Origin of the sequence: Haliea alexandrii (genome assembly GCF_003719295.1) — a bacterium.
Taxonomy (GTDB): domain Bacteria; phylum Pseudomonadota; class Gammaproteobacteria; order Pseudomonadales; family Halieaceae; genus Haliea; species Haliea alexandrii.
In genome coordinates this window covers 68203-93832 of record NZ_RFLW01000002.1, presented here as the reverse complement: position 1 = coordinate 93832, position 25630 = coordinate 68203, and the positions used below count along the sequence as shown (strand labels likewise).

The following is a 25630-nucleotide window of genomic DNA, read 5'->3' as shown; positions in this document are numbered from 1 at the left end:
ACACTTGCCAATGGCGCCTGCGGGCGCCATTGTTCTTTGTAGCACAGAGAAAATAACGAGACTGCGCAAGGAGCCGCACATGACCCCGGATATGGAGCAACAGCTACAGGAACTGCTGGACAAGCAGGCCATCATGGAGCTGATCAACGCCTACTGCAACGCGGCGGACCGCCACGACAACGAGAAATTCCGCTCGCTGTATCACGAGGATGCGATCGACGATCACGGCTCGTTTTTCAAGGGCCTGGCCATGGAGTTCATCGACACCCTGCCGGACATCCAGGCCAACATGGAAATTCTGCACCACAACGTCACCACTGTGAACATCAAACTCGACGGTGATCGTGCGGAGGGTGAAGTGTACATTCTCGCCTTCCACAAGATCCGTACTGACGAGGGACCGCTGGACCTGCTGATCGGCGGACGCTATTTTGACAAGTACGAAAAGCGCAACGGCGTATGGAAGTTCACCTACCGCGCAGTGGACGCAGATTGGGCGCACCTGCACCAGCCTTCGCTGGTGAACCTGAAGAACCCGATCATCGACGGCGCCCACATTGGGCAACCCGGCCAGAAAGACCCCTCCTACTCCATTTTTGAACTGTTGCAGTGGGGCAAACGCTAGCCTCCCGCAGGCACTATTGATAAGGACTCACATGACGAAAGCCGACAAGCTGAAAAATGCCAACGCGCATATCCCGCCCTGCCTGCAGGTGCTGAACGGGCAGTTACTGGACTTTGACGAAGCTGAAGGTACTGCGGAAATGCAGTTTGATGTCAGCGAACAGTTCTGCCACTCGATCAACGTCGTGCAGGGGGGCAACGTCACCGTGATGCTGGACGCCGCCATGTCACATGCGCTGTTCATGCAACAGACAGACGTTGCCGCACTGCCTACGCTGGAGCTCAAGGTCAGCTTTCTGGAGCCCACGCTGGCGGGCAAGATTGTTGCCCGTGGCAGGGTTGTGAAATGCGGCAAGAGCATTTCCTTTCTGGAGGGCTCGCTGATAAATCCGGCTGGCCAACTGGCCGCGGTCGCCTCCGCCACGGCGAAAGTTGTGCGCCAGAAGAGGGACTGACCATGTCGACCCGACGCTCGCTCGGTTTTGCCACTGTATTCAGCGCAGCCTGTTTACCCGCATTGGCGCAGGACGCGGTGGAATGGCGCAGCTATGGCGGAGATGCGGGAAACACCCATTATTCCAGCCTTGAGCACGTTAATCGCAGCAACGTCGGGGAGCTGACACTGGCCTGGCGCTATGCCAGTGCTGCGGGCGCGCCGCTGCCACACAGTTCCGAGCTGCAGGTAAACCCGATTGTGGTAGACGGTGTGCTCTACGGTCGCAACCCGCTGTACAACGTGTTTGCCATTGATGCGGCCACCGGGCGCGAACGCTGGACCTTCACGCCTGGCGAGGAACATGCGGGCATGTCGAACATGCGCGGGGTCACGTTCTGGCAGGATGGCGATGACCGGCGCATCCTGTTCACCACCGGCCATTACCTGATGGCCCTGGATGCCAACAACGGCAAGTTGATTCCCGGCTTTGGCGCGCAGGGCCGAGTGGATTTGCGCGAGGGTTTGGGACGCAAGCCGGAGCAGGTGAGCATCAACGCCCCCTCCCCCGGCGTGATTTTCGACAACTTGATCATCATGGGTTCGGCGGTGACCGAAACTGCGGGCTCCGCGCCAGGTGATATACGCGCCTACGACGTCCGCTCGGGTGAACTTGTCTGGACGTTCCGCACCATCCCCGCGGCCGGCGAATTCGGTGCCGACACCTGGCCGGAGGGCGCGCGTGACAACAGCGGTGGCGCCAATGCCTGGGCCGGTATGAGCGTGGACACGACACGGGAGGTGGTGTATGTACCTACCGGCTCTCCAGCGCCGGATTTTGACGGCTCTGCCCGCGCCGGCGACAACCTGTTCGGCAACACCCTGCTGGCACTGGACGCCCGCACCGGCAAGCGCCTCTGGCATTTCCAGACGGTGCATCACGACCTCTGGGACCGCGACCTGAGCTCCGCACCCACGCTGGTAACCGTGACTGAAGACGGTAAATCGCGCGATCTGGTTGCCCAGGCGGCGAAGGAAGGCGTGGTCTATCTGTTCGACCGCGACAGCGGTGAACCGGTATTTCCCATTGAGGAAGTTGCCGTTCCCAAATCGGACATTCCCGGGGTTTACAGCGCGGCAACGCAACCGCGTGTCACTCTGCCGGAACCCTTCGCACGCCAACACATGACCGTCGATGACCTCACGGATCTGTCACCAGAAGCCAATGCGGCGGCACGCAAGGTGTGGGACGAGGCACACGAACTTGCCTACCTGCGCCCCGCAGGCCTGCGCAAAACCCTCTTGCTGCCGGGTTTCTACGGCGGCGCCAACTGGGGTGGCGGTGCGTTTGACCCGGAAACCAATCTCTACTACATCAACGCTACCAATGCGCCGAATATCCTGCAAATGGAAGCGGTGGAGGTGGCCCGCGGATCCACCATGGGCGTTGGCGCATTCCTGTTTCGCCAGCAATGTGCCGGTTGCCACGGCGTGGATCTTGAAGGTTTCTATCCCTACGCACCGGCACTCACCGGTGTTGAACAGCGTATTTCACGTCGCCAGGCCCTGGAGGTGGTGACTGCGGGCAAGGGGCGCATGATGCCGTTCGGGCACCTGTCGCGCCACGAGCGCGATGCCGTGGTGGACTACCTGTTTGCGCTCAGCGCCGGTGAACTGGACCGCGCCACTGGCGACGACACTACCGAGAAGGAGACCGTGCACGTATTTGCCGGCTACCGCGACTTTGTCGATGCCGAATACTACCCGGCAATCAAGCCACCGTGGGGCACCTTGACTGCCATCGACTTTGTGTCCGGCAAGATCCGCTGGCAAATACCGCTGGGCGAGTACGCGGCACTGACAGAACGCGGTATCGCACCCACCGGCACCCGCAACTTCGGCGGGCCGGTGGTCACGGCGGGCGGCCTGCTGATTATCGCCGCAACGTCGGATGAAAAGCTGCGTATCTTCGACAAGCGCGATGGCCGCCTGTTGTGGGAATATACATTGCCGGCAGGCGGTTACGCCACGCCCGCCACCTACGCCATCGACGGACGGCAATACATTGTCATTACCGCCAGCGGCGGCAAATTGGGCACGCCCACCGGTGATGAATACCTTGCGTTCGCCCTGCCCGAGCCAACGGCTGACTGAGCCGCAACTGCAAAGCGGCGGTTGTCTTGCATTGCAACGGGTGCGACTATCATGCGTCGTTCGCAACGAGAGCCGCCCATGACCGTCATCAGCGAATTCCAGGTAAAGCGCGACAATTTTCGCGAGACCCGCCTGTTACAGCGTGAGAGCCTCGCGCTGACCAGCGACCAGTTGCTGGTGCGCATCGACCAGTTCGCGCTGACATCCAACAATGTCAGCTATGCAGCCAGTGGCGACATGATTGGCTACTGGCAGTACTATCCGGCACCGCCACCCTGGGGCAACGTCCCGGCCTGGGGCAGCGGCACCGTGCTGCAGTCCGCGCATTCTGACATACCGGTGGGCGAGCGGCTCTGGGGCTTCTTTCCGATGGCCAGCCACACCCTGCTCACGGCAGGCCGTATTCGGCACGATCAACTCACGGATGTCGCCGCGCATCGACAGGCGTTGCCGGGGTTGTACAACAACTTCCGCCGTATGACTACCGAAGCCGACTTCCTGCAGGCCATGGAGAATCAGCGCAGCCTGCTGTTTCCCTTGTTTTCAACGGCTTACGTGCTCTGCGACTACCTGCAGGACAAGGCCTGGTTTCAGTCCCGCCAGATCATTATTGGCTCCGCTTCTTCCAAAACCGCTTACGGACTCGCCTGGCTACTGCACCAGCGTGACGACGCCCCGCCCGTAGTGGGCCTGACATCCGCCGGAAACAGCGAATTTGTCCGCACGCTGGGTTGTTACGACCGGGTGATTAACTATGGCGCAGAGGCGGATATTGAAAAGCAGGCCAGCATCTATGTCGACATGTCGGGTGACGCCGGTGTTATCGGCGCGGTACACCGCGGCCTCGGCTCACAGCTAAAGGCCAGCGTCAGTGTCGGTCTCACGCACTGGGATGCGCCAACCAACAAAGAAGCGCTCCCCGGCCCCAGGCCGGAGTTTTTTTTCGCCCCGGCCCAGATCGCCAAGCGCGAGCAGGAGTGGGGGCACGGGGTTATTATGGAGCGAGCAACCCAGGCCAGTGCCGAGATCGCCGGCGCAACTGCGCAGCACACACTGATTGAACACCAGCGCGGGGCCAGTGCCCTACGCACAGCCTGGCTGGAACTTCTGGATAATCGCGCGCCCGCACAACGCGGCTTGCTCATGTCATTGGCGGAACAGCCGTAAGTCGCAGCGTCAGGCCTGCCAGTGCTCGGGGCCGGGCCCCAGCACGGCAAAGGAACCGATGTGGCCCCGGTTGTGTTTGCAGCGGTGGCGCAATAGCCAGCATCCATCAACCCATTGCCATTCGTCGTGGTAATCGCCCAGGGTGCTGAAGGTCTGGCCCTCCCTCGCACCGCTACCCAGGTGCATGTCGCTGACATAGGCGCGGCTGCTGGCATGGTCACCGTTCACGTCAATCAGCACATTGCCCAGCAGGTGCTGGGTTGGGCCGCAGGCATCCAGAAATGAGCGCAACAACGCGACAATCGCCTCAGCCCCCTGCAGCTCACCGGTGCCCAGCTCGGCTGTCACATTGGGCATGAAGAGGCCCTTGAGGCCGTCCCAATCGCGGCTATCCATGGCCCGCGCGACCGCAACCAGGTTGCGGTAAATTGCGCGTTCAGCAAGCAGTGTCGTTAGCGTTGGCTCGCTCATGGCTTTTGCCCCCGCGGCAACAGCACGGCACGTATGTTGTCTGCCATCTGGCGCAGGGCATCGCGACGCGGCATGCCGAGCAACGCATCAAACATGGCTTTGTTCTGCTCTCCCGCAATATACACCGGGCCATTAGCCAGGTTCAGCAGCGCGAGTTCGGCGACTTCACGGGGCGACATCATGCCTTCCAGAGTGGCTGGATCGATGCCTTGCAAAGCATGCGCCTCGGTATCGGTGCTACCCGGGCACAGGGCAAGCACGTCGATTCCCGCCGGCTGCAGCTCGCCCCAGAGTGATTCCCCCAGGCTGTTGGTAAAGGCCTTGCTCGCCGCATAGGCGGCAGAGAACGGAATGCCCATAAAGCCTTCCACGGAACTGGTGAGAATGATCCCGCCCTTGCCTCGCTGCACTAACGCAGGAATAACGCGATGGGTGAGCTGCATGGGCGCCGCGCAGTTGACCTGCAGCAGTGCCGCCATGCGCTCCGGGTCGTTGCCTTGATGCGGGCCCTTGAGCCCAAAGCCCGCATTGCTGACCAGCAGACCGATATCCAGCCCCTGCGCTGCCTGCGCCACTGAATCAATAGCAGCGGGGTCGGCCAGATCCGCGGCGCACACCGTCACCTTGACGCCGTGCGCGGCAATCAATTTCCCAGCCAGCGCCTGTAGCCGGTCGGCGCGCCGTGCAACCAGCAGCAAGTGAAAGCCTGCTTCAGCCAGAAGTGTGGCGAACGCAGCGCCAATGCCGGAGGATGCGCCGGTAACCACCGCTGCGGGACCATAACGGGCGAGAAACTCGGTTTGATTCATACGCGTTCCTCCAGAACGTTGATCACGACAATCGCGCGACTAAAACTTGCACGCCGGGGCCATTAGGGCTGCGCGGCTCTATTGCGCGGCAGGTAGAACTGCTCGTACCAGCGGCGTAGCTTGTTGATCGGGCCATCGCCATCACAGAGTATCGGATCGGCCCGGTACACCTTGTCTTTCCAGATTTCCACATCCTGGCCGAACGCGGCGTGTGCGCCGATGGCGTATTGCTCGGCAAATTCTTCGGGCACCGGTTCCCCATCCAGCCCGCTGACGATGACCGCACTGCACAGGTCGACTTCCTCGCTGTTGACCGGCGTATGGTAGTTCACCCACCAGCTGCGATAGTCCACAGCACCACCGCGGGATTCGGTGTAGTAATACATGATGGACGGGCCGTGGTATGTAGCATCGCCCCAGGCATCTGCGGGGTTCTCAACGTTCTGTGCTCGCATCGCCTCCATGTCGAACGGCAAGCCCGGCGGAATCACACTGCGCGCAGATGCGGTCTGCTGCACACGCGACACCTGAGTGACCGTGCGCTCGCCGAAACGATTTTCGAATTCGCGCACTTCCCCACCATGTACATGGGGGAAGTGGGCAATATCCACAATGTTTTCGATCACGTCGCAGGGCTGCGCACGGATACGCGAGCGGTGAAAACGCCAGTCGCCCCAGCCTGCTTCACCATCGCCCCACTCTTTGATGACGGGCAGGTAATCCTCGGGGGCCTCTCCTTCAGGGTCATGCCACACCGCAATGAAACCGTTGCGCTCCAGTACCGGCCAACCGCGCAGCGCATGGCGCGCCCGCTCCGGTATGCGTGCAGCGTAGGGTATGTCGATGCACTCACCATCGGCGGCAAAGGTCCAGCCGTGGAAGGGGCAGGCCAGCGTATCGCCAACGATCCTGCCGCCGTCGCTGGCCAGATGAGCACCCAGGTGCGGACAATGCGCATCCAGCACGGCCGCCACGCCGGACTCGCCGCGAAACAGCACCAGATCAACGCCGAAATAGTGCAGGCGCTGTACGGCGCCTGGCTCGAGTTCGCTGGAAAAGGCAACAATATGCCAACCGCGGGCAAAGCGCCCCGGCTCCAGAAATGCGTAGCGAGAATCACTCATTTGCAGGCTCCTGATCGGTAAGTGCGTGTTGCGCCGCCAGATAGGCAAAGGTCATGGCAGAGCCAATAGTGGCTCCTGCACCCGGGTAGGTATCCCCCATGACCGCGGCACTGGTATTACCCGCGGCGTACAGCCCTGGGATGACCTCCCCGCACTCCTTCAGAACGCGCGCATGCTCATCGCACAGCAGACCACCCTTGGTGTCCAGGTCACCCGCTTCACAGCGCAGTGCATAGTAGGGACCGGTATCCAGTGGGCCGAGACAGGGATTGGGCTGCACCTTCGGGTCTGCATAATAGCGGTCATGTTCGGAGTCACCGCGCCCAAAATCGGGATCGCGTCCGGCGCGCGCCTGCTGATTAAAGCGTTCGACCGTGGCGGCGAGGCCAGTTGCATCAATATCCAGTGCGGCGGCAAGCGCCTGCAGGGAGTCGGCTCGCGTCAACAGCCCCGAACTGAACAACTCGCCGGGGAGCTGGGCATCGCCGACCATTTTGCCCGGCTTGATATGGCCTACCGGGTACTGCTGGCGATAGCGTGCGTCAAAGATCAGGTAACAGGGAATCGCACCCTCCCCACGGGCTTCCGAGGCGTACTGGTCTTTGACCACGTCCTCGTAGGGTTGTGCTTCGTTGGTAAAGCGCTGGCCTTTGCGATTCACCATGATAGAGCCCGGGTAGGCCTTGCCGGCGATCAGCGCCAACACGCTGCCATCGGGCATGCGGTAGGTCGGTGACCACCACGCGCTTTGCATGAACCCCAGCGCCGCGCCCAGCGATTGCCCCATGAGAATACCGTCACCGGTGGCTCCGGGCGCGGCAGCGGTCCAATCGGCACCAATCGGTGCCTGCTGGAAGGTTTGTCGCATGCTGGCATTGTGGGCAAATCCACCCATGGCCAGCAGCACCCCGCGCCGCGCGCGCACCCGCTGTGCCACGCCATCTTTCAGCACCACGGCACCGGTCACCCGACCATCCTCAAGCAGCAGTTCCTGCAGCGGTGCATTGAGCCAGAGAGGAATATCACGATCCATCAATGAGCGCCGCAAGCGCGCCACCAGCCCAGCACCCAGGGTGACGCGCTGATCGCGCTTGCCGCGCAGACGCGCCGGAACGTCCAGCCAGTAGCGTGCATACAGGCGTATTCCCAACCAGATTGCCGCAGGGCCCATGGCGCCCAGATCGCGCCCCTCAGGCACTGTAATATTGCAGCGCAGAATCGAGGAATAATCATCGCGTATACGCTCGGCTTCCTCGCCGAGCTCGCGCAGGGAAAAGGCTCCCGGGTCCATGGAGCGACCGCCCGACTTGTAGCCAGGTTGTGTGGGGTAGTAATCCATATATTCCGGCAGCGGCGTGAACTCCACCCGGCTGTGGCGCATCATAAATCCCAGCATATCGCCCGCGCGCGTGGCGAAGGCACGCAGGCGGGCCGGGCTGACACTGTCACCGATCAAGGCATGCAGGTACTGCCAGCCCTGCTCCGCGCTGTCATCGATGCCCATATCAGCTTGCCGGTGATTGCCCGGCAACCAGGCGACACCGCCCGATTTACAGGTCGTACCACCGTAACGCGGCTCTTTCTCTACCACCAGAACACGACCGCCAAGCTGGTGTGCCACTACCGCACCGGTCATGCCGGCAGCGCCGCTGCCGGCCACCAGCCAGTCTACTTCCTGCTCGTATTGCACTACCTGAATTGCCTCTGGTTATTATGGGTTGCCGGTGAGGATACGGGGGCAAACAGGCAGCCGAAAGCCGCGGCGCCGCAAAACGAGCGATGGTATGAATGCCTGAACGGCGGAAACGCACCTGCTGAAAGCGGGAAACAGCTCTGTTTACTCGCCGCGCGACAACCAGTCATCCACCAGCTTCAGCGCGCGCTCGTAGTCGTAGCGAGCCAGCGCACGCTGCAGTGCCTGATAGCGGTCGCGCGCCGCACCCCGCAGGATTGGCGCCTGAACCTCCAGAACGTGCCGGGCGGCGGCATCGTCATCGGCCAACAGAGAACGCAGGGACACCAGCGCCGCGCTGACATCCGCCGCGAGCACACCTGCAGGTTCACCGCTTTCTGTCTCTGCGCGCGCGAGCGGTAACGCCTGCAGGGCTTCCAGCAATGGTCGTAGCTGCCGCTCCACCGCCAGCAACGCCGCCTGCTGCTCTGCCGGGCCGTGCGTATCCGGATGACTGACCGACTCCAGTTCAGCCGCGGCCTGCGCCAACTGCACGGCACCCAGCGTGCCCGCCAGCGACTTCAGCGAATGCGCACGCAATTTCGCCTGTTGCCAGTCTCCTGTCTGTACCGCTGTACGGTACTCCTGGACAAACTGTGCCTGATCGACCGCAAATCCGTGCAGGATACGCCCGTACACCCCTTCGTTGCCCTGCAAGCGGGCAAGACCCGCCGCAACATCAACCCCAGGCAATTCACGCGCGGCGGCCGGAAAATAGCCAGATACCTCGCGAGAGGGCGCCGCGCCAGCGTCGCTGTCATCATGGGGTTGCGCAGGTACAATCCAGCGCGCCATGGTGGTCAGCATCACTGCCACATCAAGCGGCTTGCCAATGTGGTCGTTCATGCCCGCGGCGAGTACACGCTCACGGTCCCCGGGCAGCACGTTGGCCGTCATGGCGATAACCGGCAAATCGGCTGTGCGGGGGTTGGCTCGCATCCGGCGCGTAGCCTCGTAGCCGTCCATGACCGGCATCTGACAGTCCATCAGCACGCCGTCAAAGCGATGGTTTTCCAGTAGTTCCAGTGCCTCGCGACCATGGCCAGCAATGGACACCTGCACGCCGTACCCTGTAAGCAATTCCCTTGCCACATCCTGATTGACGAGGTTGTCTTCAACCAACAGGACATGCGCTCCGCGAAGGCTTGCCAGCGCTGCCTGCATGTTCTCAGTGGCCGAACTGGCCGGCAGCCCGTTTTGCCGTTGCCCATCAACCGCTTGCATAATGGCATCGAACAGAGTCGATGGCGTCACCGGTTTGGTCAGGAAATACGCAATCCCAGGGTCACCCGCTGCCTGTTCCATCTCGCCGGGACTGAAGGCCGACATCATCACCACAACAGGCAGCTCTGCAGGGGCAAGGTCGTGTTGGAGCTGCTGCACCAGCTCTGTGCCGGTCATAGCCCCGGGCTTCCAGTTCACCAGCAGCACCGTATAGGGGTTTTCGCCTGCGCTGCGCTGGAGTTCCTCCCGCGCAGCCGCGGCATTCGCGGCATATCCCAGCTGGAAGCCAAAAGCACTCAGGTAATTGCCGAGAATGTCCCGGGCATTGGCATTTTCGTCCACAATCAACACGCTTACCCGATGCTGGAGCGGCTCCGGGGCAACCGGTGCCTCTTGTACACCGCAGGGCAGCGTGAAGTGAAACACCGAGCCAACCCCGTATTCGCTTTCGACCCAGATATCCCCGCCCATCATGTCCACCAGGTTCTTGCAGATGGCCAGGCCGAGGCCGGTGCCGCCGTATTTACGGGTGGTGGAAGGGTCTGCCTGGCTGAAGGCCTGAAACAGCATCGACTGCTGCTCCGCCGTCAAGCCGATGCCGGTATCGGACACACTGAAATGCAAAACGACATGATCCTCGCCACGCTCGAGAACGTCCACGGCCGCGATCACTTCACCGCCATCTTCCGTGAACTTGACCGCATTACTGCAGAGATTGACCAGAATTTGCCCGAGACGCACCGGGTCACCCAGTACAAGTCGGGGCAGCTCCGGCGACAGCTTGAACAGAAACTCAATATGCTTTTCTGCAGCACGCCTCCCCGTGTTATTGGCCAGTCGGTCAAACACCTCTTCCAGTGAGAAGGCAATAGTCTCGATGCTCAGCTTACCGGCCTCGATCTTGGAGAAGTCAAGAATATCGTTGATGATCGACAGGAGTGTTGTGGCCGACACTTCAATTTTTGTCAGATAGTCGCGCTGCCGGTCGTCCAGCTGTGTGCGCTGAGCGAGGTGTATCATCCCCATGATGGCATTCATGGGGGTGCGAATTTCATGGGACATGTTCGCAAGGAAGCTCGACTTGGCCGCTGTTGCCGCCTGAGCTTCATCACGCGCCGTTTCCAGCTCTTCGGTCAGCAGGCGCTCTATGTGGTGGTTGATGCGCACGCCCGCTATACGTGTCATGCGCCCGCCTTCATCTCGCTCAACCACCTGACCCACGTCGAGGAACCAGCGCCATTCGCCGTCAGCACAAAGCTGCCGGTATTCGCAGCGATACAGCTCCGTGCGCCCCTCCAGGCAATCGTTCGCCAGCGTCAGGGCGCGGGAGAGGTCGTCCGGGTGTGTCAGGCGCACCACGCTATCAATGCCATCGCGCAGGGGGGACCAGGTATCAGCGCTCTCGCGTAATTCCAGCGGCGCATACCGCATTAGCCGAGTGAAGTTCACGTTGGTAATGAAACGGTCGCCCTCCGGCAGGTATTCCCACAGCCCCAGGTCGGCGGCCTCGGCGATCAGCAGCAGGCGCTGCTCACTTTCCTGTTGTTGCTGTTCGGCGCGCATGCGCGGGCTAATGTCAATCAATGTACCGACAAGCGTATTACTACTGCCTTCGTCATCGTACTCGGCACGACCGGTCTCGAACAGGTAGCGCACCTCACCGAGGCTATCGACAATGCGGTATTCCAGCGCAAACGTACGGTCTTCGGCAATGGCTTCGCGAATGGCATGACTGACGTGCCCCACATCGTCCACGTGTATGATGCTCGCATAGCTGCGCACGGCATTATTGATGAAATCACTCGCCGGATAACCCGTCAGATCCTCCACCGCATCATTCATATACAACATGGTCCAGTGCTCATCCGCCCGTGCGCGGTACACCGTGCCTGGAATGGTAGAAACCAGCCTGCTGTACTCCTGGTCGCGAAGGGTCAGGGCGCGTTGCATGGCCTTGCGTTCGGTGATGTCCCGCAGTGCCGCAATGATGCGCAATCCCGGGCCCTGCCCCATGGGGTTAAGGCTGATTTCCACGGGGATGAGATGCCCATCGCTGTGCGTGGCGAACAGCTCGCGGGCGTTGCTGTTGCGCAGTGCCCCGGTGCGCGCTGCGTGGGCAAAGGCGTCGCGCATGGCGATGTGCCCTTGCCGCTGCGCCTCCGGCATGAGAATTTCCACGCTCCGGCCGATCATGTCACCGGAACCGTAGCCAAACAGCTCCAGGGCACGCCGGTTTACCAGCGTAATGAAACCGTTGGCATCGGTTATGACCAACGCATCGGGCGCGGATTCCAGCAATGCCTCAAACTGCTGTTGCTGCTCCGCCTCCTGTCGCCGCGCCAACTCCAGTTCCGTCACATCAAAATTGACACCCGTCATGAACACGGACTTGCCCGTATCATCACAGCGCACCTGGCCGCGGGCATGTATGTAGATGGTACTGCCATCGGCTCGTCGCAGACGGTAGTCCGCCTCGACAGGGGCGGCTGTTGTTACACCCCGATGCAGCGCATCCAACAGCGCCTCGCGGTCGTCAGGATGTACCAAAGACAGATACCACTCACCGTCTGCCTGGGTATCACTGGGCTCCAGACCCAGTTCACGCACGATGCTGTCTTCCCAAAACCATTGATCAGTGAGGATATCCCACTCCCAAATCGACGCCCGAGCGGCGCGCAGTGAATCCGTCCTGCTCAGCTCCGCCTCGTGCAACTCTGCAAGCAATCTGCGAGTCTCGGTAACATCCTGCAGCAAGCCCACATAGTTGCTGATGCCACCTGCCGGGTCGAAGACAGGAGCCACGACTTCGTCACACCAGACCCGTCGTCCTTCACGCGTAACGTTCGTGACCTCGCGATGCCAGACTTCGCCCGCTGCAATGGTGCGCCATAGATCTTCATAGAACGCGGGCTCCATCTCGCCACTTTTCAGCAGGCGCGGGGTGTGTCCGGTCGCCTCTGCGGCGGTATAGCCAGTAAGCCGCGTAAACGCCGGATTGACATACTCGATACAGCCGGTGGAATCGGTGATGAACACAGACACCGGGCTTTGCTCCACCGCCGAACCAACGGCACGCATTTCTTCGCTCTGTTCGCGCAACTGACGCTGCAAGTAGCGGCGTCCGCGTTCGGAGAGCCGCAGCACGAAAGCCAGCATGCTGATAACCAGGATGGTAATAGCCAGCGCCACCGCATACACCAGACGCTCCACCAACCGGTGCTGCTGCAGCACTTCCGCAACATCGATTTCCGTTGCCACGCCCAGGTCCAGCAATGACGACCAGGCCCAGGCACCCATCACCGGAACACCTCTGTAGTCGCGATAGCCCTGGGTATCGACTCCGTCCAGCCCGGAGCTGGCCTGGCCCGCCATCCGGGTGAGTGGCCAGGTATCCATCGGCGCCGCAGGCGATTCACCCTCGAGCAGGTTTACGCCGGGATCCGTGAGCAGCGGGTAGCCCCGGGGCGAGCTGATCCCCGGGTAACGCTCGCCAAGCCGGCGGAACTCGGCGGAGAAGCGCGAGCCGCCGAGCACCTCACCGCGGCGATTGAAAATGAAACTTTCACCGGTCCTGCCCGCTCTCGCCGCGTGTAGCAGCGAATCCACTGCCGCGCGATCTCCCGACTCAATCAGAAGGAACGCCGTGGCATTACCCTCCGCATCAGGCACCGCTTGTAGCAGCGCCAGGTGGTGGTCGTGCCCACTGACATCGTGATCAATGGCCAGCAGTAAGTGACCGCTGCCGACGTCAACCGCATCAATATGTTCTGCGATAGATTCCAGCGCGTACGGTTTGCCAAGCTCGACACCCTCGCTGCCGGCGATCACCTCTCCTCGGGGACTCAGCAGGACGAAATAGGGTCTATCGTGATTGGAACGCGCCCGAATCAGTTGCTGCAGCGCTCGCGCCGAGGCTTCCGGTTTACCGGGGATCTCACTGCGAGCCAAGGCCGCAACATGGCCCCGCGCATCATCCGCGCGCAACAGCTCCAGCAAATAGGCCACCTGTCGCTCAAACCACAATTCCAGCCCTGACTGCACCCCGCTGTTGATGGAGTTCAGGATGAGCGCCTGATCGGACCTCGCCTCCGACTCCAGACGATTCAAGGTGGCCTGCGCGGCGAGTACGGTAATACTCAAGAACAACAGCGCAACGGCATAGACAGTGAAGCGAAAGCGCGCGCCCGAGAACAGCGACAGCTGGCGCTGGGGGCTGATACCACGCAACAGAAACAGCAACGCGGCGACCACCAGCGCAACAATTACCGCAAGCCCTACGAGCACTTCCAGAGACTCGCCCATCAGGACCGAGCCTTGGTGCGCAGAAGGGCGCAACGCCTGATCGCTTACTTGCCATCGCCCGAGTATCTCGGCGCGCTCGTGGCGGGAGACGGTATCCAGCGCCTTGCGCAGCAGCAAGTCGAGGACCACCTGGTCTTTGCGCACGGCAAGCCGCAGCCGGGTCAGATCCGGGTCGGGCAGACGATAATCGCCGGTGATCGCAAGTTGACCGAGCAAATTGGCGGTAATTTGTTGGCGTAGCACGGGATACACCCCTACCGTCGCATCCGCCTCGCCGAGGGCTACCGCCATCAGGGACTCTACCGTACCCTCGGCAATCACCAGCTCGATATCCGGGTGCAATTCAGGCAACAGACGCTCGGTGAAAAAACCCCGCGGCACAGCAACTCGCAGGCGACTCTCAGGGGGGAGTGAGGTTACCGGTGCATCGAGGTGGCTCGCGATCCCGACCGGTGCTGAGCCATAGGGGGGAGAAAACAGCATCGACTGTTCACGTCCTGGCGTGCGCACGGTATTGAGTAACACATCGATACTGCCATTCAACAGCCGGTCTTCGAGTTCCGGCCAGTGCTCAGGACCGATGAATTCGAGCTCGACCCCAAGGCGCTGCGCGACCAGACGTATGACGTCAACTGAGAAACCCTGCGGTTTACCGCCTTCGTGAAAATTGTAGGGGGCCCAATCAACCTCGCTGCCCACACGCAAGACAGGGTGCGCCTGGAGCCAGGCTTTTTCTTCTGCGGTCAGCGTCAGCTGATCGCTGACCGCCGCACTGACTGCGACCGAGCAGAAACCCGCAAAACACAACACCAGCGGCGACAGAATGCGGACCGCCGGGCGGGAAAGCACGGGCAGCAGGGCCGCTAGCCGCAGGAAGAGTGGTTGCACCCTAGCTGTCCGGGACCAGCTCGCGGGGTGGACCCTCTTCCCGGTAGCGGCCGCGCACTACCTCCATCTCGGGAATGCACTTCAGGAAACAATTGACGAGATGCGGTTCGAAATGCAGCCCCGACTGCGAGACGATCCAGTCAACCGCGGTCTGTACCGGCCAGGCCTCCTTATAGGGACGCTTGCTGGTGAGCGCATCGAACACGTCCGCGAAGGCTACGATACGCCCGACCCGGGGTATCTCCTCGCCGGCTAGCCCGTGCGGGTAGCCACTGCCGTCCCATTTCTCATGGTGTGACAACGCAACCACAGAGGCCATGGTAAGCAAGCCGGACCCCTCGGTATCGCCAAGAATCTCGGCGCCGATGGCCGCATGGGTTTTCATGATTTCCCATTCCGCCGGCGTGAGTTTGCCGGGCTTCTGCAGGATACTGTCAGGGATGCCGATTTTGCCGATGTCGTGCATGGGTGCGGCATTGAGCAGCAACTCCGCTTCCGTTTCGTCCATGCCAGCCGCCAGGCCGATCAGGCGGGAGTAGTGGCTCATGCGGATGACGTGCAAGCCGGTTTCGTTATCCTTGTACTCGGCAGCTCTGCCCAGTCGACGGATAATCTGCAGCCGGGTTTCGTTGAGCTGCACCGTGCGCTGGCGCACCTTGCGCTCGAGCTCCTGATTCTGGTCGTGCAGCGCAAGATGGGTGCGCACCCGGGCCAGCACCACCGGCGGACTCACCGGTTTGGTGATGTAATCCACTGCCCCCAACTCCAGGCCACGCAGTTCATCTTTCGGGTCGATGCTGGCGGTGGCGAAGATTATGGGGATGTGGCGCGTGGTGAAGTCTTCCTTCAACGCCCGACACACCTCAAACCCGTCCATCTCGGGCATCATAATGTCGAGCAAAATCAGATCCGGCGGCGTTTTGCGCACGATTTCCAGCGCCCGACGCCCGCGTGTGGCTACCTTGACCTGGTAGGTATCGCGCAGCACTTCAGACAATATGTCGAGATTCTCCGGCGTATCGTCGACGACGAGCACCGTTCTCCTGCGATTCTCCATTGACTCAGCGCTCCATCATGCATTGCCCGCGAGACCCACCGGGTAGTGTAGACGATTTGAGCTTCCGCGTGCCGGTATGTGGCCTTGCGCTAGCGCTGCGCGAGCTCGCGTGCAATCACCGCACGCACCAACGGATTGAAGGGAAAACCGATATGGCTGGCGGGTACGGCCACGTTGCGCACCCAACGCGCGTCCGCCCCACACTGGGCAATGTCGCGCCCCACAATACCGTCTGTCTTACTGTACAACGCCAGCACCGGCAGCCGCAATTCACCCTGGTAGGCGTGCTCTGTCCAGCGGCGAATGCCCTCTTCGTCCGCGGGACCCGGGTTGCGCCCGCTCATCAGGCGGTAGAGGGCGGTGCCACGGGGGTCACCATAGGGCGTGCCCAAAGTAATCACCCGGTGCAACCACTGCGGGTAGCGATGCGCCAGGGCCACAGCGACCAGGCCACCCAGGCTCCAGCCAATCAAGGTGACCTTGCGCCCGGTGCGCTGGAACTCCTGTTCCACCAGCTCGGCGACACGGGCTTCTGTTTCACTACGCGCAGCGAGGGCAGCCTCCAGGCTTGCCGCGCGATCCCCGCCGCCATGACGCCCCAGGCCCCAAGGCAGTGCATGATAGCCCTGATCATTGAGAAACCTGCGCAAGCCCGCCGTGGAAGCATCGGCGGCCATGAAACCGGGCAGCACAATAATACTGTGGCCATCTCCTCGCGGCAGGCGACGTAACAGCGGACGCAGTAGCGCACTGCTGCCCATTTCGAGAAACACCCGTCCCACCTCGGTGACGCTGTGGCGAATCAACGGCGGCTGCGGCGGTGCCGGGGTGCTGGCTAATGACATCATTCTATTCCTCGCACTTGAGCAGAATATACGCCGGACCGCAGGGCCGGATCACCGCGCTCATTGCTCAACAGCGCGACCCGCCTGGCGTTGCGTGATGTAACCGGCTCGATACAGCCAGGCCAGTGTATCCCGAAGACTGTCCTGCAGGGGGCGGAACTGGAATGCCAGCTCCTCTTCCACCCGGCTATTGTCCAGCGGCACCCAGCGCGTAGCGTATTCCATCGCCTCCAGCCCGAAGGGCAGGTCCACGGGCAAGTGGCGGCTGACACGGTCATACAACTGGCCCCCGAGACGGGCCGCAAGGCCGGGCAAGGGTAGTTTCAGCAAGCGCCGCCCGGTAACGGCTTCCAGCGCTTCGGCGAGCGCTTGCCAGTCGAGGTAGTGGCCTCCCATCACGTAGCGGTTGCCGGGCGCGGATTCTTCCAGTAAGCGCCTGTGCACCTCGGCCAGATCCCGTACATCGACGTACTGGGTGCCCGACGAGGTACAGGGGACAATGCCTTTCAACAGCAACTGCAGCCCCTGGTGCGGTTCGGTGAAGCCTGGATCATCAGCGCCGATCACCTGTGCCGGGTAGGTGATTGCCACAGCGGCACCCTGCGCTTGCAAATCGCGTACATATGCCTCGCAGGCCACCTTGGAACGCCCATAGGCATTGCGCGCCTTACCTGGAGGCGACGCCTCGGTGAGCACGTCGGCTTGCGGATCGTATAGCGCGGTTACGCTGGAAACGTGTACAACACGCGTGAGTCCCCGCTCCACGGCACCACCGATGACCCACCGGGTGCCCTCGACATTGGTGCGCCAGACACGATCTGCATCCGCCGCGTGGGTGGACACCATGGCCGCTGAGTGCACCACCGCATCGCAGCCATCCAGGGCTCGCGCCACCTGTTGCGGGTCGGTCACGTCGCCACGCACAACCTGGTGCACCCGGTTTTCGCCAAACAGGTTGAGCAGTTTATCTACGCTGCGCACCAGCACGCTCACCTCGTGCCCCGCCGCCAGCAAGGCCTGGGCGGTATGGTAACCGACGAAACCGGTTGCCCCGGTAATCATGACGCGCATATCAACTGCCCTTCTTAAGCGTGGTCTTACGCTTGGTCTTGGGTCCTGCGCCAGCTTTGCGGGCGGCTTTGGCCGGTGTCTTTGCGCGTTGCTTGACTTGCGGTTTCGCCGCGGCAACGGACGGCTTTGCCGCCACAGGTTCTGCCTCTGGCAACAGTGCCAGCAATTCCGTAAATGCGGCTTCCAGGCAGGCGACATAGTGTGCCGGATCCGGCAGCATCTCGCGGCACGCGGTGAAGGACAGGGTTATTGTGCCCTGCCGGTTCTGTACCGCGCTGTAGACGACATGGAAAAGGCCGATGTTGGGCAGCAGCGGGCCGAGGCTCAGGGCGTCGACAAGCCTGGCACCGCAGAAATACTGCTGGAATGAGGGGCCGGGGACGTTGGTCACCACCGTGTTGAACATGACGGAGGATTCGGTAAGGCCGGTGGCCGATGCCAGCCGCAAGCCCAGCGCCAGCAGGTTGCCCGGCAGCAGCTCGGTCAGTTCCAGCGCCAGCTTGGGGCCCACCGCCGCGGCGTAGGCCTTGGCCTGCCGAGTTTCCTGATGTATGGCGCGCAGGCGCTGCACCGGGTCTACCACGTCGCTGCACAGCCCCACGCCCATGAAGCCCACCATGTTGCCACCGGCCATTTGCTCTTCCGGCGTGCGCACATCGATCGGACAACCCGCCACCATACCGTTACCGGGCAGCTCATCGCGGCCCTCCAGGTAACGGCGCAAGCCGCCCGAGACCACGGCCAGCATGACATCGTTGATGGTACTGCCCGGGCACAGCTGACGAATACTGCGCACTGACTCAAAATCGAAACGCGCCGCATCGACCGCACGGTGGGGCGATATGCGCCCCTGAAAGCGGGTTCTGGGCGCCGGTGGTCGGGGCTCAAAGTCGTGTTCGGCATAGCCTTTACGCAGGCGCAGTGCGATGGGTATTGCCTGCCGTGCGAGGCCGAGTATCTTGCCGGGCGCCCGCCAGACATCGCCATAGGCCTTGGCCAGCATGCTGGCGCGCGAGGGCACATCAGGCTCCCACGGAGGCGCTTCAGGCACTTCCGCCACCAGCGGCGAGGTGTCCAGCATCAAGCTCATGAAGCGCGAACCCGCGGCACCATCCATAGCCGCGTGATGGACCTTCAGCAGCATGCCAAAGCAGCCCTTGGGCAGGCCATGCACGTTATCCAATCCTTCGATAATGTACATTTCCCAGAGCGGCTTGTCGCGCGCCAGCGGGCGCGAATGAATGCGCGCGGCCAAAATGCACAACTGACGCCAATCACCCGGTTTGGGCAGCGCGATGTGGCGGACGTGGTACTCGAGGTCGAAATCCGGATCGTCTGCCCAGTAGGGCTGACCGAGGCCGAAGGGCACAGCTACCAGTTTGCGACGGAAGATGGGTGAAAGGTGCAGCCTGGACTTCATCAAGGACAGGATCTGCTTGAACCGCACCTTGCCACCCCGCGCGGTACCCTGGTCGTAAATGCTGATACCGCCGATATGCTGCGGCATGCCCTCCAGCTCTGCGTGCACGAACATCGCGTCCTGGCCTGATAACTGCTGCATCAGCGTTTCTCCCCTGCGCCGGTATCCCTGTCAAGCTACGCGCCTACAGTAGCGCGTGTCACCGCTGGCCGGAACAGGCTGCGATGTGTTGTTGCACACAGAATGCCTGTTTTTTGACTCAGCACATAGCGTTGCCGCCTACAGCGCGCGATAAAGCGCGGCGACGGCGATACCGAGCGCGATTGCGGGCATGGGTTGCTTGAGCCACAGCATCAGGGCGCCTGTTGCCAGCAGTGCCAGCCGTCCGCCCGCGTCGGCCTGCAGGGCAATCGGCACCAGCACCGCAATCAGCACCGAACCCGCCATGCCGTTGATAAAGCCCTCAACGCGACGGTTGAGCGGAATCAGCCCCATGATGAACACGCCGCCAAAACGCGCCAGCAGCGTGACCAGCGCCATGCAGGCGATGATCAGTGCTGGTCCATAACCTGCCGTGGAAATCACTGGTCTCGCTCCAGCCAGAGTGCGCCCACCAGGCCGCCCGCGAGCCCGCCGGCTACCACATGCGTGTTGGCGGGCAGCCACACCCACGCCGCCCACGCGGCGGCACCCCCAGCGACCCAGGCCGCCACACTGCGCGCGTTGCGTCGGCCTGCCAGCGCCATACTGAGCATGAAGCAGCCCAGAACCATGTCGACGCCGAAGGCACGCGGATCGGCAATGAAGCCCCCGAACAACATGCCGGCAAGTGTGCCCGCCAGCCAGGTCAGCCACAGCGCAATGCCGCCGCCCACCAATGCACCCAGGGTATTGCGCCCGGACTGCAGGTCGTTCAGCGCCATGGCCCAGTTGGCATCCGAGAGCGTGACAAGGGAGGCATAGCGCCGACCGGACGGCACCAGGGCAAGCCAGGGGTAGAGCGTTGCCCCCATCAGCAGCATGCGCGCGTTGATGGCCAGCGTCGTCACCAGCAGGGGCAGTAAAGGCACCTGCGCGCCCCACAAGTCCAGCGCGGCGAACTGCGCCGTGCCGGCAAACACCGTGGCACTCATGAACACGATGTCAAAGGGCTGCAGGCCGGTCTGCACCGCCGCCAGCCCGAATGCCGCACCAAAGGCCGCGACAAACAATGACAGCGGCAGGAGACGCCAGAAACCCCGCCGGCACTCGGCAAACGAGAGAATCGGGGCGACCGTAGAGCGCATGAAGAAACCACCTGTGAACGTTGTGAGAGCGCCATGATACCAGCATACTTGCGAGCCTTGATCACAAGCGACAACACAGGGCAGGAGGCACATGGCGGAACTCTACATTGCGCACGAATACAGCATTGCTGCCCTGCAGCTGATTCTCGCCATGCTCGGCATGGGTGCCACGCTTACCGGCCGGGACTTTCAGGACATCGCCCGCGACCCGGCACCGATTGCCGCCGGTACTGGCGTGCAGCTGCTGGTGGTGCCGCTGCTGGCATTGCTGTTCGTCTCCTGGCCCGGCGTCACCCCAGGCGTGGCTATCGGCATCGCCCTCATCGCTGCCATCCCCGGCGGCACTGTCTCGAATATTTTCACCTACCTGGCGCGAGGGGATATCGCACTGTCCATCAGTGTCACCACTCTCACCACACTCGCCTGCCTGGTGACCACCCCGCTGATTCTCGACCTGCTGATTGGACAGCAACTGCCTGCGGATTTTGTCATGCCCAGGCTCGGTATCGTCATCGAAATCGGGCTCACGCTGCTGTTGCCCTTGCTGTTCGGCATGCTGTTCCTGCGCTACTACCCGCGCAGCGCGCCCACATTTTCGCTGTGGTGCATCCGCGGTTCGCTGCTGGGCGTGCTGCTGATCGTGATCGGCTCCCTGAGTGCGGGGCGCCTCGACCTCGCGGCCTTCGGTGCCGGGAACGCCGTGCTGGTCGCTTTGTTTTCCATCGCCCTCGCGGTCGCGGGGTGGCTGGTGCCAAGGCTCACCGGGATGAACCGCAAGAAAGCAACCGCCATCGAAATCGAGGTAGTTGTGCGCAACATCAATCTCGGCGTGCTGCTGAAAGTCTCCATATTTCCCGCATCCGACCCGACCCTGGCGCCCATCGGCGACCTGGTGCTGTTCACGCTGTTGCTCTACGGCGGCTTGCAATTGATTATCGGGGCCGCGCTGATTCGCTTGCGCCGCGGCAAGAACGCGGCCCACGCCACCACAACGGGCGACAGCGGGCAATGAAACCCGCGACACTGCACCAGGAATTCACAGCGTCCGTGCGCGACCTGGGCACCGATGGTCGCGGTATTGTCGAGCACCCAACGGGGCAGGTGTTCTTCGTAGCGGGGGTCTGGCCCGGCGAAACCGCACGCTTTCGCGTCACCGGGTTCAAGCAGCGATTCGGTTTTGCCCGCTTGGTGGAGCTCGTCACCCCCTCGCCTGACCGCGTGCCCCCCCTCTGCCCCCATCACGGACTGGGAGAGCGCGATTGCGGTGGCTGCCCCTGGCAGTTCATGAGCTATCCGGCGCAGTTAATCGCCAAGGAGCAGCGGGTGCGCCAGGCCCTGGCACGGCATGCGCTTGATGATCGCATCGCCCCCATGCACGGTGCACCACAGGCGTTTGCGTACCGCAACCGGGCGCAGTTCAAAACCGATGGTCGCCAGTTGGGTTTTGTTGCAGCGGGCTCCAATCGACTTGCGCCCGTCACCGACTGCCCCGTGCTGACAGCGCCGAACCGCGCCACACTGCACGCCCTTAATGATGCGCTGCCGGTGGCGGCGTGGAAACCGTCCCGCAAGCAGAGCTGGACCACACTGGATGTTGATGAAGGTGTCACAGCGACTGAGGTGGTGCCCAACCAGCGCAGACCGTTCCGTCAGGGCAATGACGCCCAGAACCGCTTCATGCGCGACTGGCTGGCTGATCGGTTACACACGCTGGAGCCCTCGCGCACCGTGACTGAACTGTTTGCCGGTTCCGGCAATTTCACCGAGGTGATTGCGGCGCGCGGGTTCCAACAGATCTACGCGGTTGAAGGCGTGCAGGAGAGCATTACCCAGCTGAACGCCCGCCACTTCCCTGCAACCACGGGGCTTTGCCACAACCTGTTTGGCGCGCCCGAGTGCGAGAAACTGCAGGCCGCCACGGCGCAGGCCAGCATTCTGGTGCTGGACCCGCCCCGCGATGGCTGCAAGCACCTGTCGGCGCTACTGCCGAAAAAACACCGTTATCGCGATGTGTTCTACATCGCCTGTGACGTGGCAACCTTCAGCCGCGATTTGCAGGTGCTGACGGCTGCCGGACTGACAGTGAAAGAGCTGCAACCGCTGGATCTCTTTCCACAAACCCCGCATGTGGAGCTGCTGTGCTGGCTCACTCGCTGACCCAGCTGCTAGCCCATACTGAATGAGGCTCAGACATTCGCCTGCGCCGCTGCAGCCTGCGTGTTCAACTCCGTCAGCAGCTCAGGCGGCAATTGCAATTCGCGCCCCAGGGCGTCCAGATAGCTGCGCTCCATGAAACTCTGGTCGTCGATCACCAGTACACTCGCCAAATACATTTCCGAGGCGATTTCCACGTTACTGGCGGCCGCCGCCACCTCTACAGGGTCCAGCGGCTTTTGCAGCTCGCGGTCCACCCACTGAATCAGCTGCGGATCGGAGGTCATGCCACGCAGGCCCTCCTCAATCAGCTGGCGCTCACGATCGTCGACATGGCCATCTGATTTGGCGGCAGCAATAATGGCTTTCAAAACCGCAGTCGAGTGCTGCTCAAGCGCCGGGCCAGTGATGCGGTCCACTGTCTGTGGCAATGCCGGGGTATGCGCTGAGGTATGCGCTGGAGTGTGCGCTGGACTCTGCGCCGCACCTTGGGCGCCGTTCGCTTGCCAGTTGCCGTATGCTTTATACGCCATCATGCCCAACGCCGCCACGCCACCGTACTTCAGGGCTTTACCGCCCATTTTGCGTCCTTTCTTGCTGCCCAACAGCAGCCCCATGGCACCGCCGGCAAGCGCAGCGCCACCGCGACCGGACAGGAAACCACCCACACCGCCGCCGGGAGCACCCGCGCCCTGGCCAGCTCCCGTGTCGTTGGTTTGCTGGCCACCGGCAGCGCCGAGCAACTGATTGAGCAGGTTTGATACGTCCATAGCTTACCCTCTGAGTCTGTGTGGTCGTACGCACACGGGAGTTTCTGAGACCACACCACGAGGCCATTGGTTCCTGCCCGCGCTGGCCAACGCTACGCCGACACCCGGCAAGCCGCAGCTTGTCGTCAATCGGCTCTGGTTGCGGGGTGGCCGACAGGGCTATCATTCCACCATGACCCTGTCCGCACAACTGATCCCCGCCTACCTCAGCCTGCCGCTCGCGGTGCTCATGGCGCTCACGTGTGCCGCCTGCCTGTGGTCGGCCAACTGGCGTGCTGTGAGGCAGGTGCCCAGCCGCGGCCATCTACTGTTTGGTGGCGCGATTGCCTGTCTCGCCCTGTGGCTGATTTCCTTCACGGTGATTGACGGCGTGCGCGTGCACTTCCTGGGCGTGACGGCATTGACTCTTGTGGTGGGTTGGCGCTTCGCAATACTTGCCGGGAGCGCGGCGGTGGTCGCACACACGCTTGCCATCTGCCAACCTATGATTTCGTTGCCGGTTGCGTGGCTGCTGACAGTTGCGGTTCCGGCCACGGTATCGCGCTGGCTGGTCTACCAGTTGCGCGCCACACGCGCACAGAATCTGTTCATCTACATGCTGGGCGCCGGTTTCGGTGGCGGCGCCCTGTCGTCACTGGCGGTCACGGTAACGGCGGTGGGCCTGCTCTGGCTCGCAGGGCAGGCACAGCTGGTGACACTGGCGCTGCAGAACTGGCCGGCCGCCCTGCTGGTGCTTTTCCCCGAGGGATTTATCAACGGCATGATCATCACCGCCTTTACCGTGTACTACCCCGACTTGCTGAAAACCTTCGATGACGAGCACTACTTTGCGGGCTAGTCAGCAGGCGGTGATGGCGGGAGCCTTGCTACTGGCCTCCAGCAGCGCGGGGGTCGCGATCAGGCGAAGTCCTGCTTCTCCATCCAGGGGATGAGGCGCCGGAAGGCCTCCTCAATCTGCTCAATCGAGGTGGAATAGCTGATGCGCAGGGCGTTGCTGCAGGAGGGACCAAAGGTTTCACCCGGAATGGTGCACACCCCGGTTTCCTTCAGTAGCCGCAGGGCGACATTATTGCCATTGATGCCCTCAGGCAGCGCGGGGAACAGATAGAAGGCGCCCTCCGGCTTGTACCCTTCCAGGTAGGGGGTCTGACGCACCAGCTCGACTACCCTGTCGCGCCGGCGGGTATAAACATCGAGCATGTTGTCGACAAAATGCCGTTCTCCCCGCAACGCCGCCACTCCCGCCCATTGACAGGGCGTGTTCGCTACCGTGGTGGTAAACATGTGGTAACGGCGCAGCTTCTTGATCGCACCCTGGCTGGCAATCAGCCAGCCAACGCGCATGCCCGCCATGCTGAAGGTCTTGGAAAAACTGCTGATCACCATGACGTGGTCGAGATCCGAACAACACGAGAGCACGCTGGGGTAGGTCTTGTCGTCGTAGACCAGGTGGTCGTAGACCTCATCGCTGATCACGTACACACCGCGGTAAGCCGCTTCCTGCACAATCGCTTCAATGGTTTCGCGCGGGTATAACGTCCCGGTCGGGTTGCTGGGGGAATTCAGCACGATCGCGCAGGTATTGGCATCGATCGCATCGATCACATCCTGTGGATCGAGCTGGTGATTGCTTTCTGCGCGGGTGGGAATGGTCTTCACCGTGCCACCGTTCATGCGCACCAGCGGCGCATACAGCATGAAAGATGGCTCGGGGATGATGAACTCGCGCCCCGTCGAGGAGGTTGAGGTGAGCGCAAGATAGATGGCTTCGGTGGCGCCGGTGGTAATCAGAATATTATCGGGTGTAAGTTCGCGAGCGTAGCGCGCCCCGTAGTAGTCAGACAGGGCCTCCAGCAGCTCCGGCAAGCCAGCGTCCATGGTATAACCGGTCTGGCCGGCCTGCAGCGCGGCGATGGTGGCATCCACGACGTGGGTGGGCGCCGGCAGATCCGGCTGCCCGATGGAAAGATGAATGACATCGTCCATGGTCGATGCCAGGTTCACCATCTTGCGAATACCCGGCATGGGAATGGTCAGCAGCGCCGGGTTCCAGACCGGGTCCTCGCTCTCGTAGAAATCGCTATCCAGATCGCCCATAC

General features: G+C 62.1%; 20 protein-coding genes. 7 read left to right on the top strand and 13 right to left on the bottom strand.

Annotation, left to right across the window (positions count from 1 at the left end; all coding sequences use genetic code 11):
- The first annotated feature begins 79 nt into the window (after positions 1-79).
- From EGJ68_RS08640 to EGJ68_RS08625, 4 genes are read left to right on the top strand one after another with little or no spacing between them, the layout of a single operon-like run.
- Positions 80-625 carry a nuclear transport factor 2 family protein gene (locus EGJ68_RS08640; RefSeq protein WP_123034186.1) on the top strand — a complete coding sequence of 182 codons (546 nt, stop codon included), beginning with the start codon at positions 80-82 and terminating at the stop codon, positions 623-625.
- A 31-nt stretch (positions 626-656) separates the two neighbouring features.
- On the top strand, positions 657-1079 hold the full coding sequence (locus EGJ68_RS08635) for a PaaI family thioesterase (RefSeq protein WP_123034185.1): 423 nt from the start codon (positions 657-659) through the stop codon (positions 1077-1079).
- 2 nt (positions 1080-1081) lie between these two features.
- Complete coding sequence (locus EGJ68_RS08630; protein WP_158283583.1) at positions 1082-3211, top strand: pyrroloquinoline quinone-dependent dehydrogenase; 2130 nt, start codon at positions 1082-1084, stop codon at positions 3209-3211.
- Between the two features lie 51 nt (positions 3212-3262).
- Entirely contained in the window at positions 3263-4378 is a 1116-nt protein-coding gene (locus tag EGJ68_RS08625; RefSeq protein ID WP_123034183.1) for a DUF2855 family protein, read from the top strand.
- A gap of 9 nt (positions 4379-4387) precedes the next feature.
- Here EGJ68_RS08625 and EGJ68_RS08620 read toward each other — a convergent pair whose 3' ends face one another.
- From EGJ68_RS08620 to EGJ68_RS08570, 11 genes are all read right to left on the bottom strand, one after another.
- Positions 4388-4849, bottom strand: a complete 462-nt coding sequence (locus EGJ68_RS08620; protein ID WP_123034182.1) for a nuclear transport factor 2 family protein — start codon at positions 4847-4849, stop codon at positions 4388-4390.
- Entirely contained in the window at positions 4846-5658 is an 813-nt protein-coding gene (locus EGJ68_RS08615; RefSeq protein ID WP_123034181.1) for an SDR family NAD(P)-dependent oxidoreductase, read from the bottom strand. Before EGJ68_RS08615 ends, EGJ68_RS08620 begins: the two co-directional genes overlap by 4 nt.
- Positions 5659-5720: 62 nt before the next feature.
- Positions 5721-6782, bottom strand: a complete 1062-nt coding sequence (locus EGJ68_RS08610; RefSeq protein WP_123034180.1) for a Rieske 2Fe-2S domain-containing protein — start codon at positions 6780-6782, stop codon at positions 5721-5723.
- The gene (locus tag EGJ68_RS08605) at positions 6775-8472 is read right to left on the bottom strand and encodes an FAD-binding protein (RefSeq protein ID WP_123034179.1); all 1698 of its coding nucleotides are present in this window, start codon (positions 8470-8472) and stop codon (positions 6775-6777) included. The genes EGJ68_RS08610 and EGJ68_RS08605 overlap by 8 nt, the downstream gene beginning before the upstream one ends.
- Positions 8473-8619: 147 nt before the next feature.
- On the bottom strand, positions 8620-14928 hold the full coding sequence (locus tag EGJ68_RS08600) for a PAS domain S-box protein (protein WP_123034178.1): 6309 nt from the start codon (positions 14926-14928) through the stop codon (positions 8620-8622).
- A gap of 1 nt (position 14929) precedes the next feature.
- Positions 14930-15985: a response regulator gene (locus EGJ68_RS08595; protein WP_123034177.1), complete on the bottom strand. Its 1056-nt coding sequence runs from the start codon at positions 15983-15985 to the stop codon at positions 14930-14932.
- 89 nt (positions 15986-16074) lie between these two features.
- Positions 16075-16830 (bottom strand): alpha/beta fold hydrolase, encoded by a 756-nt coding sequence (locus tag EGJ68_RS08590; protein WP_158283582.1) that lies wholly within the window; start codon positions 16828-16830, stop codon positions 16075-16077.
- 60 nt (positions 16831-16890) lie between these two features.
- Positions 16891-17901: an SDR family NAD(P)-dependent oxidoreductase gene (locus EGJ68_RS08585; protein WP_158283581.1), complete on the bottom strand. Its 1011-nt coding sequence runs from the start codon at positions 17899-17901 to the stop codon at positions 16891-16893.
- Between the two features lies 1 nt (position 17902).
- On the bottom strand, positions 17903-19462 hold the full coding sequence (locus EGJ68_RS08580) for a WS/DGAT/MGAT family O-acyltransferase (protein ID WP_123034175.1): 1560 nt from the start codon (positions 19460-19462) through the stop codon (positions 17903-17905).
- A 138-nt stretch (positions 19463-19600) separates the two neighbouring features.
- A complete protein-coding gene (locus EGJ68_RS08575) occupies positions 19601-19906 on the bottom strand; it encodes an AzlD family protein (RefSeq protein WP_233248740.1) in 306 nt (101 codons plus the stop codon).
- Positions 19903-20607: an AzlC family ABC transporter permease gene (locus EGJ68_RS08570; protein ID WP_123034174.1), complete on the bottom strand. Its 705-nt coding sequence runs from the start codon at positions 20605-20607 to the stop codon at positions 19903-19905. The genes EGJ68_RS08575 and EGJ68_RS08570 overlap by 4 nt, the downstream gene beginning before the upstream one ends.
- A 91-nt stretch (positions 20608-20698) precedes the next feature.
- Between EGJ68_RS08570 and EGJ68_RS08565 the strand changes: the two genes are divergently transcribed.
- Both EGJ68_RS08565 and EGJ68_RS08560 read left to right on the top strand, forming a co-directional pair.
- The gene (locus EGJ68_RS08565) at positions 20699-21619 is read left to right on the top strand and encodes a bile acid:sodium symporter family protein (RefSeq protein WP_123034173.1); all 921 of its coding nucleotides are present in this window, start codon (positions 20699-20701) and stop codon (positions 21617-21619) included.
- Positions 21616-22764, top strand: a complete 1149-nt coding sequence (locus tag EGJ68_RS08560; protein ID WP_123034172.1) for a class I SAM-dependent RNA methyltransferase — start codon at positions 21616-21618, stop codon at positions 22762-22764. Before EGJ68_RS08565 ends, EGJ68_RS08560 begins: the two co-directional genes overlap by 4 nt.
- A 29-nt stretch (positions 22765-22793) precedes the next feature.
- Here EGJ68_RS08560 and EGJ68_RS08555 read toward each other — a convergent pair whose 3' ends face one another.
- Positions 22794-23531: a tellurite resistance TerB family protein gene (locus tag EGJ68_RS08555; RefSeq protein ID WP_123034171.1), complete on the bottom strand. Its 738-nt coding sequence runs from the start codon at positions 23529-23531 to the stop codon at positions 22794-22796.
- Between the two features lie 172 nt (positions 23532-23703).
- Here EGJ68_RS08555 and EGJ68_RS08550 point away from each other — a divergent pair, with 172 nt between their 5' ends.
- Positions 23704-24369: an energy-coupling factor ABC transporter permease gene (locus tag EGJ68_RS08550; protein ID WP_123034170.1), complete on the top strand. Its 666-nt coding sequence runs from the start codon at positions 23704-23706 to the stop codon at positions 24367-24369.
- Between the two features lie 59 nt (positions 24370-24428).
- On the opposite strand, the gene EGJ68_RS08545 is transcribed toward EGJ68_RS08550, so the two are convergent.
- Positions 24429-25628: a pyridoxal phosphate-dependent aminotransferase gene (locus tag EGJ68_RS08545; RefSeq protein WP_123034169.1), complete on the bottom strand. Its 1200-nt coding sequence runs from the start codon at positions 25626-25628 to the stop codon at positions 24429-24431.
- Positions 25629-25630 lie beyond the last annotated feature (2 nt).

What these genes read in the sequence shown, in the direction of transcription:
- EGJ68_RS08640 (WP_123034186.1), top strand. Translation starts at nt 80, where the DNA reads ATGACCCCGGATATGGAGCAACAGCTACAGGAACTGCTGGACAAGCAG.
- EGJ68_RS08635 (WP_123034185.1), top strand. Translation starts at nt 657, where the DNA reads ATGACGAAAGCCGACAAGCTGAAAAATGCCAACGCGCATATCCCGCCC.
- EGJ68_RS08630 (WP_158283583.1), top strand. Translation starts at nt 1,082, where the DNA reads ATGTCGACCCGACGCTCGCTCGGTTTTGCCACTGTATTCAGCGCAGCC.
- EGJ68_RS08625 (WP_123034183.1), top strand. Translation starts at nt 3,263, where the DNA reads ATGCGTCGTTCGCAACGAGAGCCGCCCATGACCGTCATCAGCGAATTC.
- EGJ68_RS08620 (WP_123034182.1), bottom strand. Translation starts at nt 4,849, where the DNA reads ATGAGCGAGCCAACGCTAACGACACTGCTTGCTGAACGCGCAATTTAC.
- EGJ68_RS08615 (WP_123034181.1), bottom strand. Translation starts at nt 5,658, where the DNA reads ATGAATCAAACCGAGTTTCTCGCCCGTTATGGTCCCGCAGCGGTGGTT.
- EGJ68_RS08610 (WP_123034180.1), bottom strand. Translation starts at nt 6,782, where the DNA reads ATGAGTGATTCTCGCTACGCATTTCTGGAGCCGGGGCGCTTTGCCCGC.
- EGJ68_RS08595 (WP_123034177.1), bottom strand. Translation starts at nt 15,985, where the DNA reads ATGGAGAATCGCAGGAGAACGGTGCTCGTCGTCGACGATACGCCGGAG.
- EGJ68_RS08590 (WP_158283582.1), bottom strand. Translation starts at nt 16,830, where the DNA reads ATGTCATTAGCCAGCACCCCGGCACCGCCGCAGCCGCCGTTGATTCGC.
- EGJ68_RS08585 (WP_158283581.1), bottom strand. Translation starts at nt 17,901, where the DNA reads ATGCGCGTCATGATTACCGGGGCAACCGGTTTCGTCGGTTACCATACC.
- EGJ68_RS08580 (WP_123034175.1), bottom strand. Translation starts at nt 19,462, where the DNA reads ATGCAGCAGTTATCAGGCCAGGACGCGATGTTCGTGCACGCAGAGCTG.
- EGJ68_RS08570 (WP_123034174.1), bottom strand. Translation starts at nt 20,607, where the DNA reads ATGCGCTCTACGGTCGCCCCGATTCTCTCGTTTGCCGAGTGCCGGCGG.
- EGJ68_RS08565 (WP_123034173.1), top strand. Translation starts at nt 20,699, where the DNA reads ATGGCGGAACTCTACATTGCGCACGAATACAGCATTGCTGCCCTGCAG.
- EGJ68_RS08560 (WP_123034172.1), top strand. Translation starts at nt 21,616, where the DNA reads ATGAAACCCGCGACACTGCACCAGGAATTCACAGCGTCCGTGCGCGAC.
- EGJ68_RS08555 (WP_123034171.1), bottom strand. Translation starts at nt 23,531, where the DNA reads ATGGACGTATCAAACCTGCTCAATCAGTTGCTCGGCGCTGCCGGTGGC.
- EGJ68_RS08550 (WP_123034170.1), top strand. Translation starts at nt 23,704, where the DNA reads ATGACCCTGTCCGCACAACTGATCCCCGCCTACCTCAGCCTGCCGCTC.
- EGJ68_RS08545 (WP_123034169.1), bottom strand. Translation starts at nt 25,628, where the DNA reads ATGGGCGATCTGGATAGCGATTTCTACGAGAGCGAGGACCCGGTCTGG.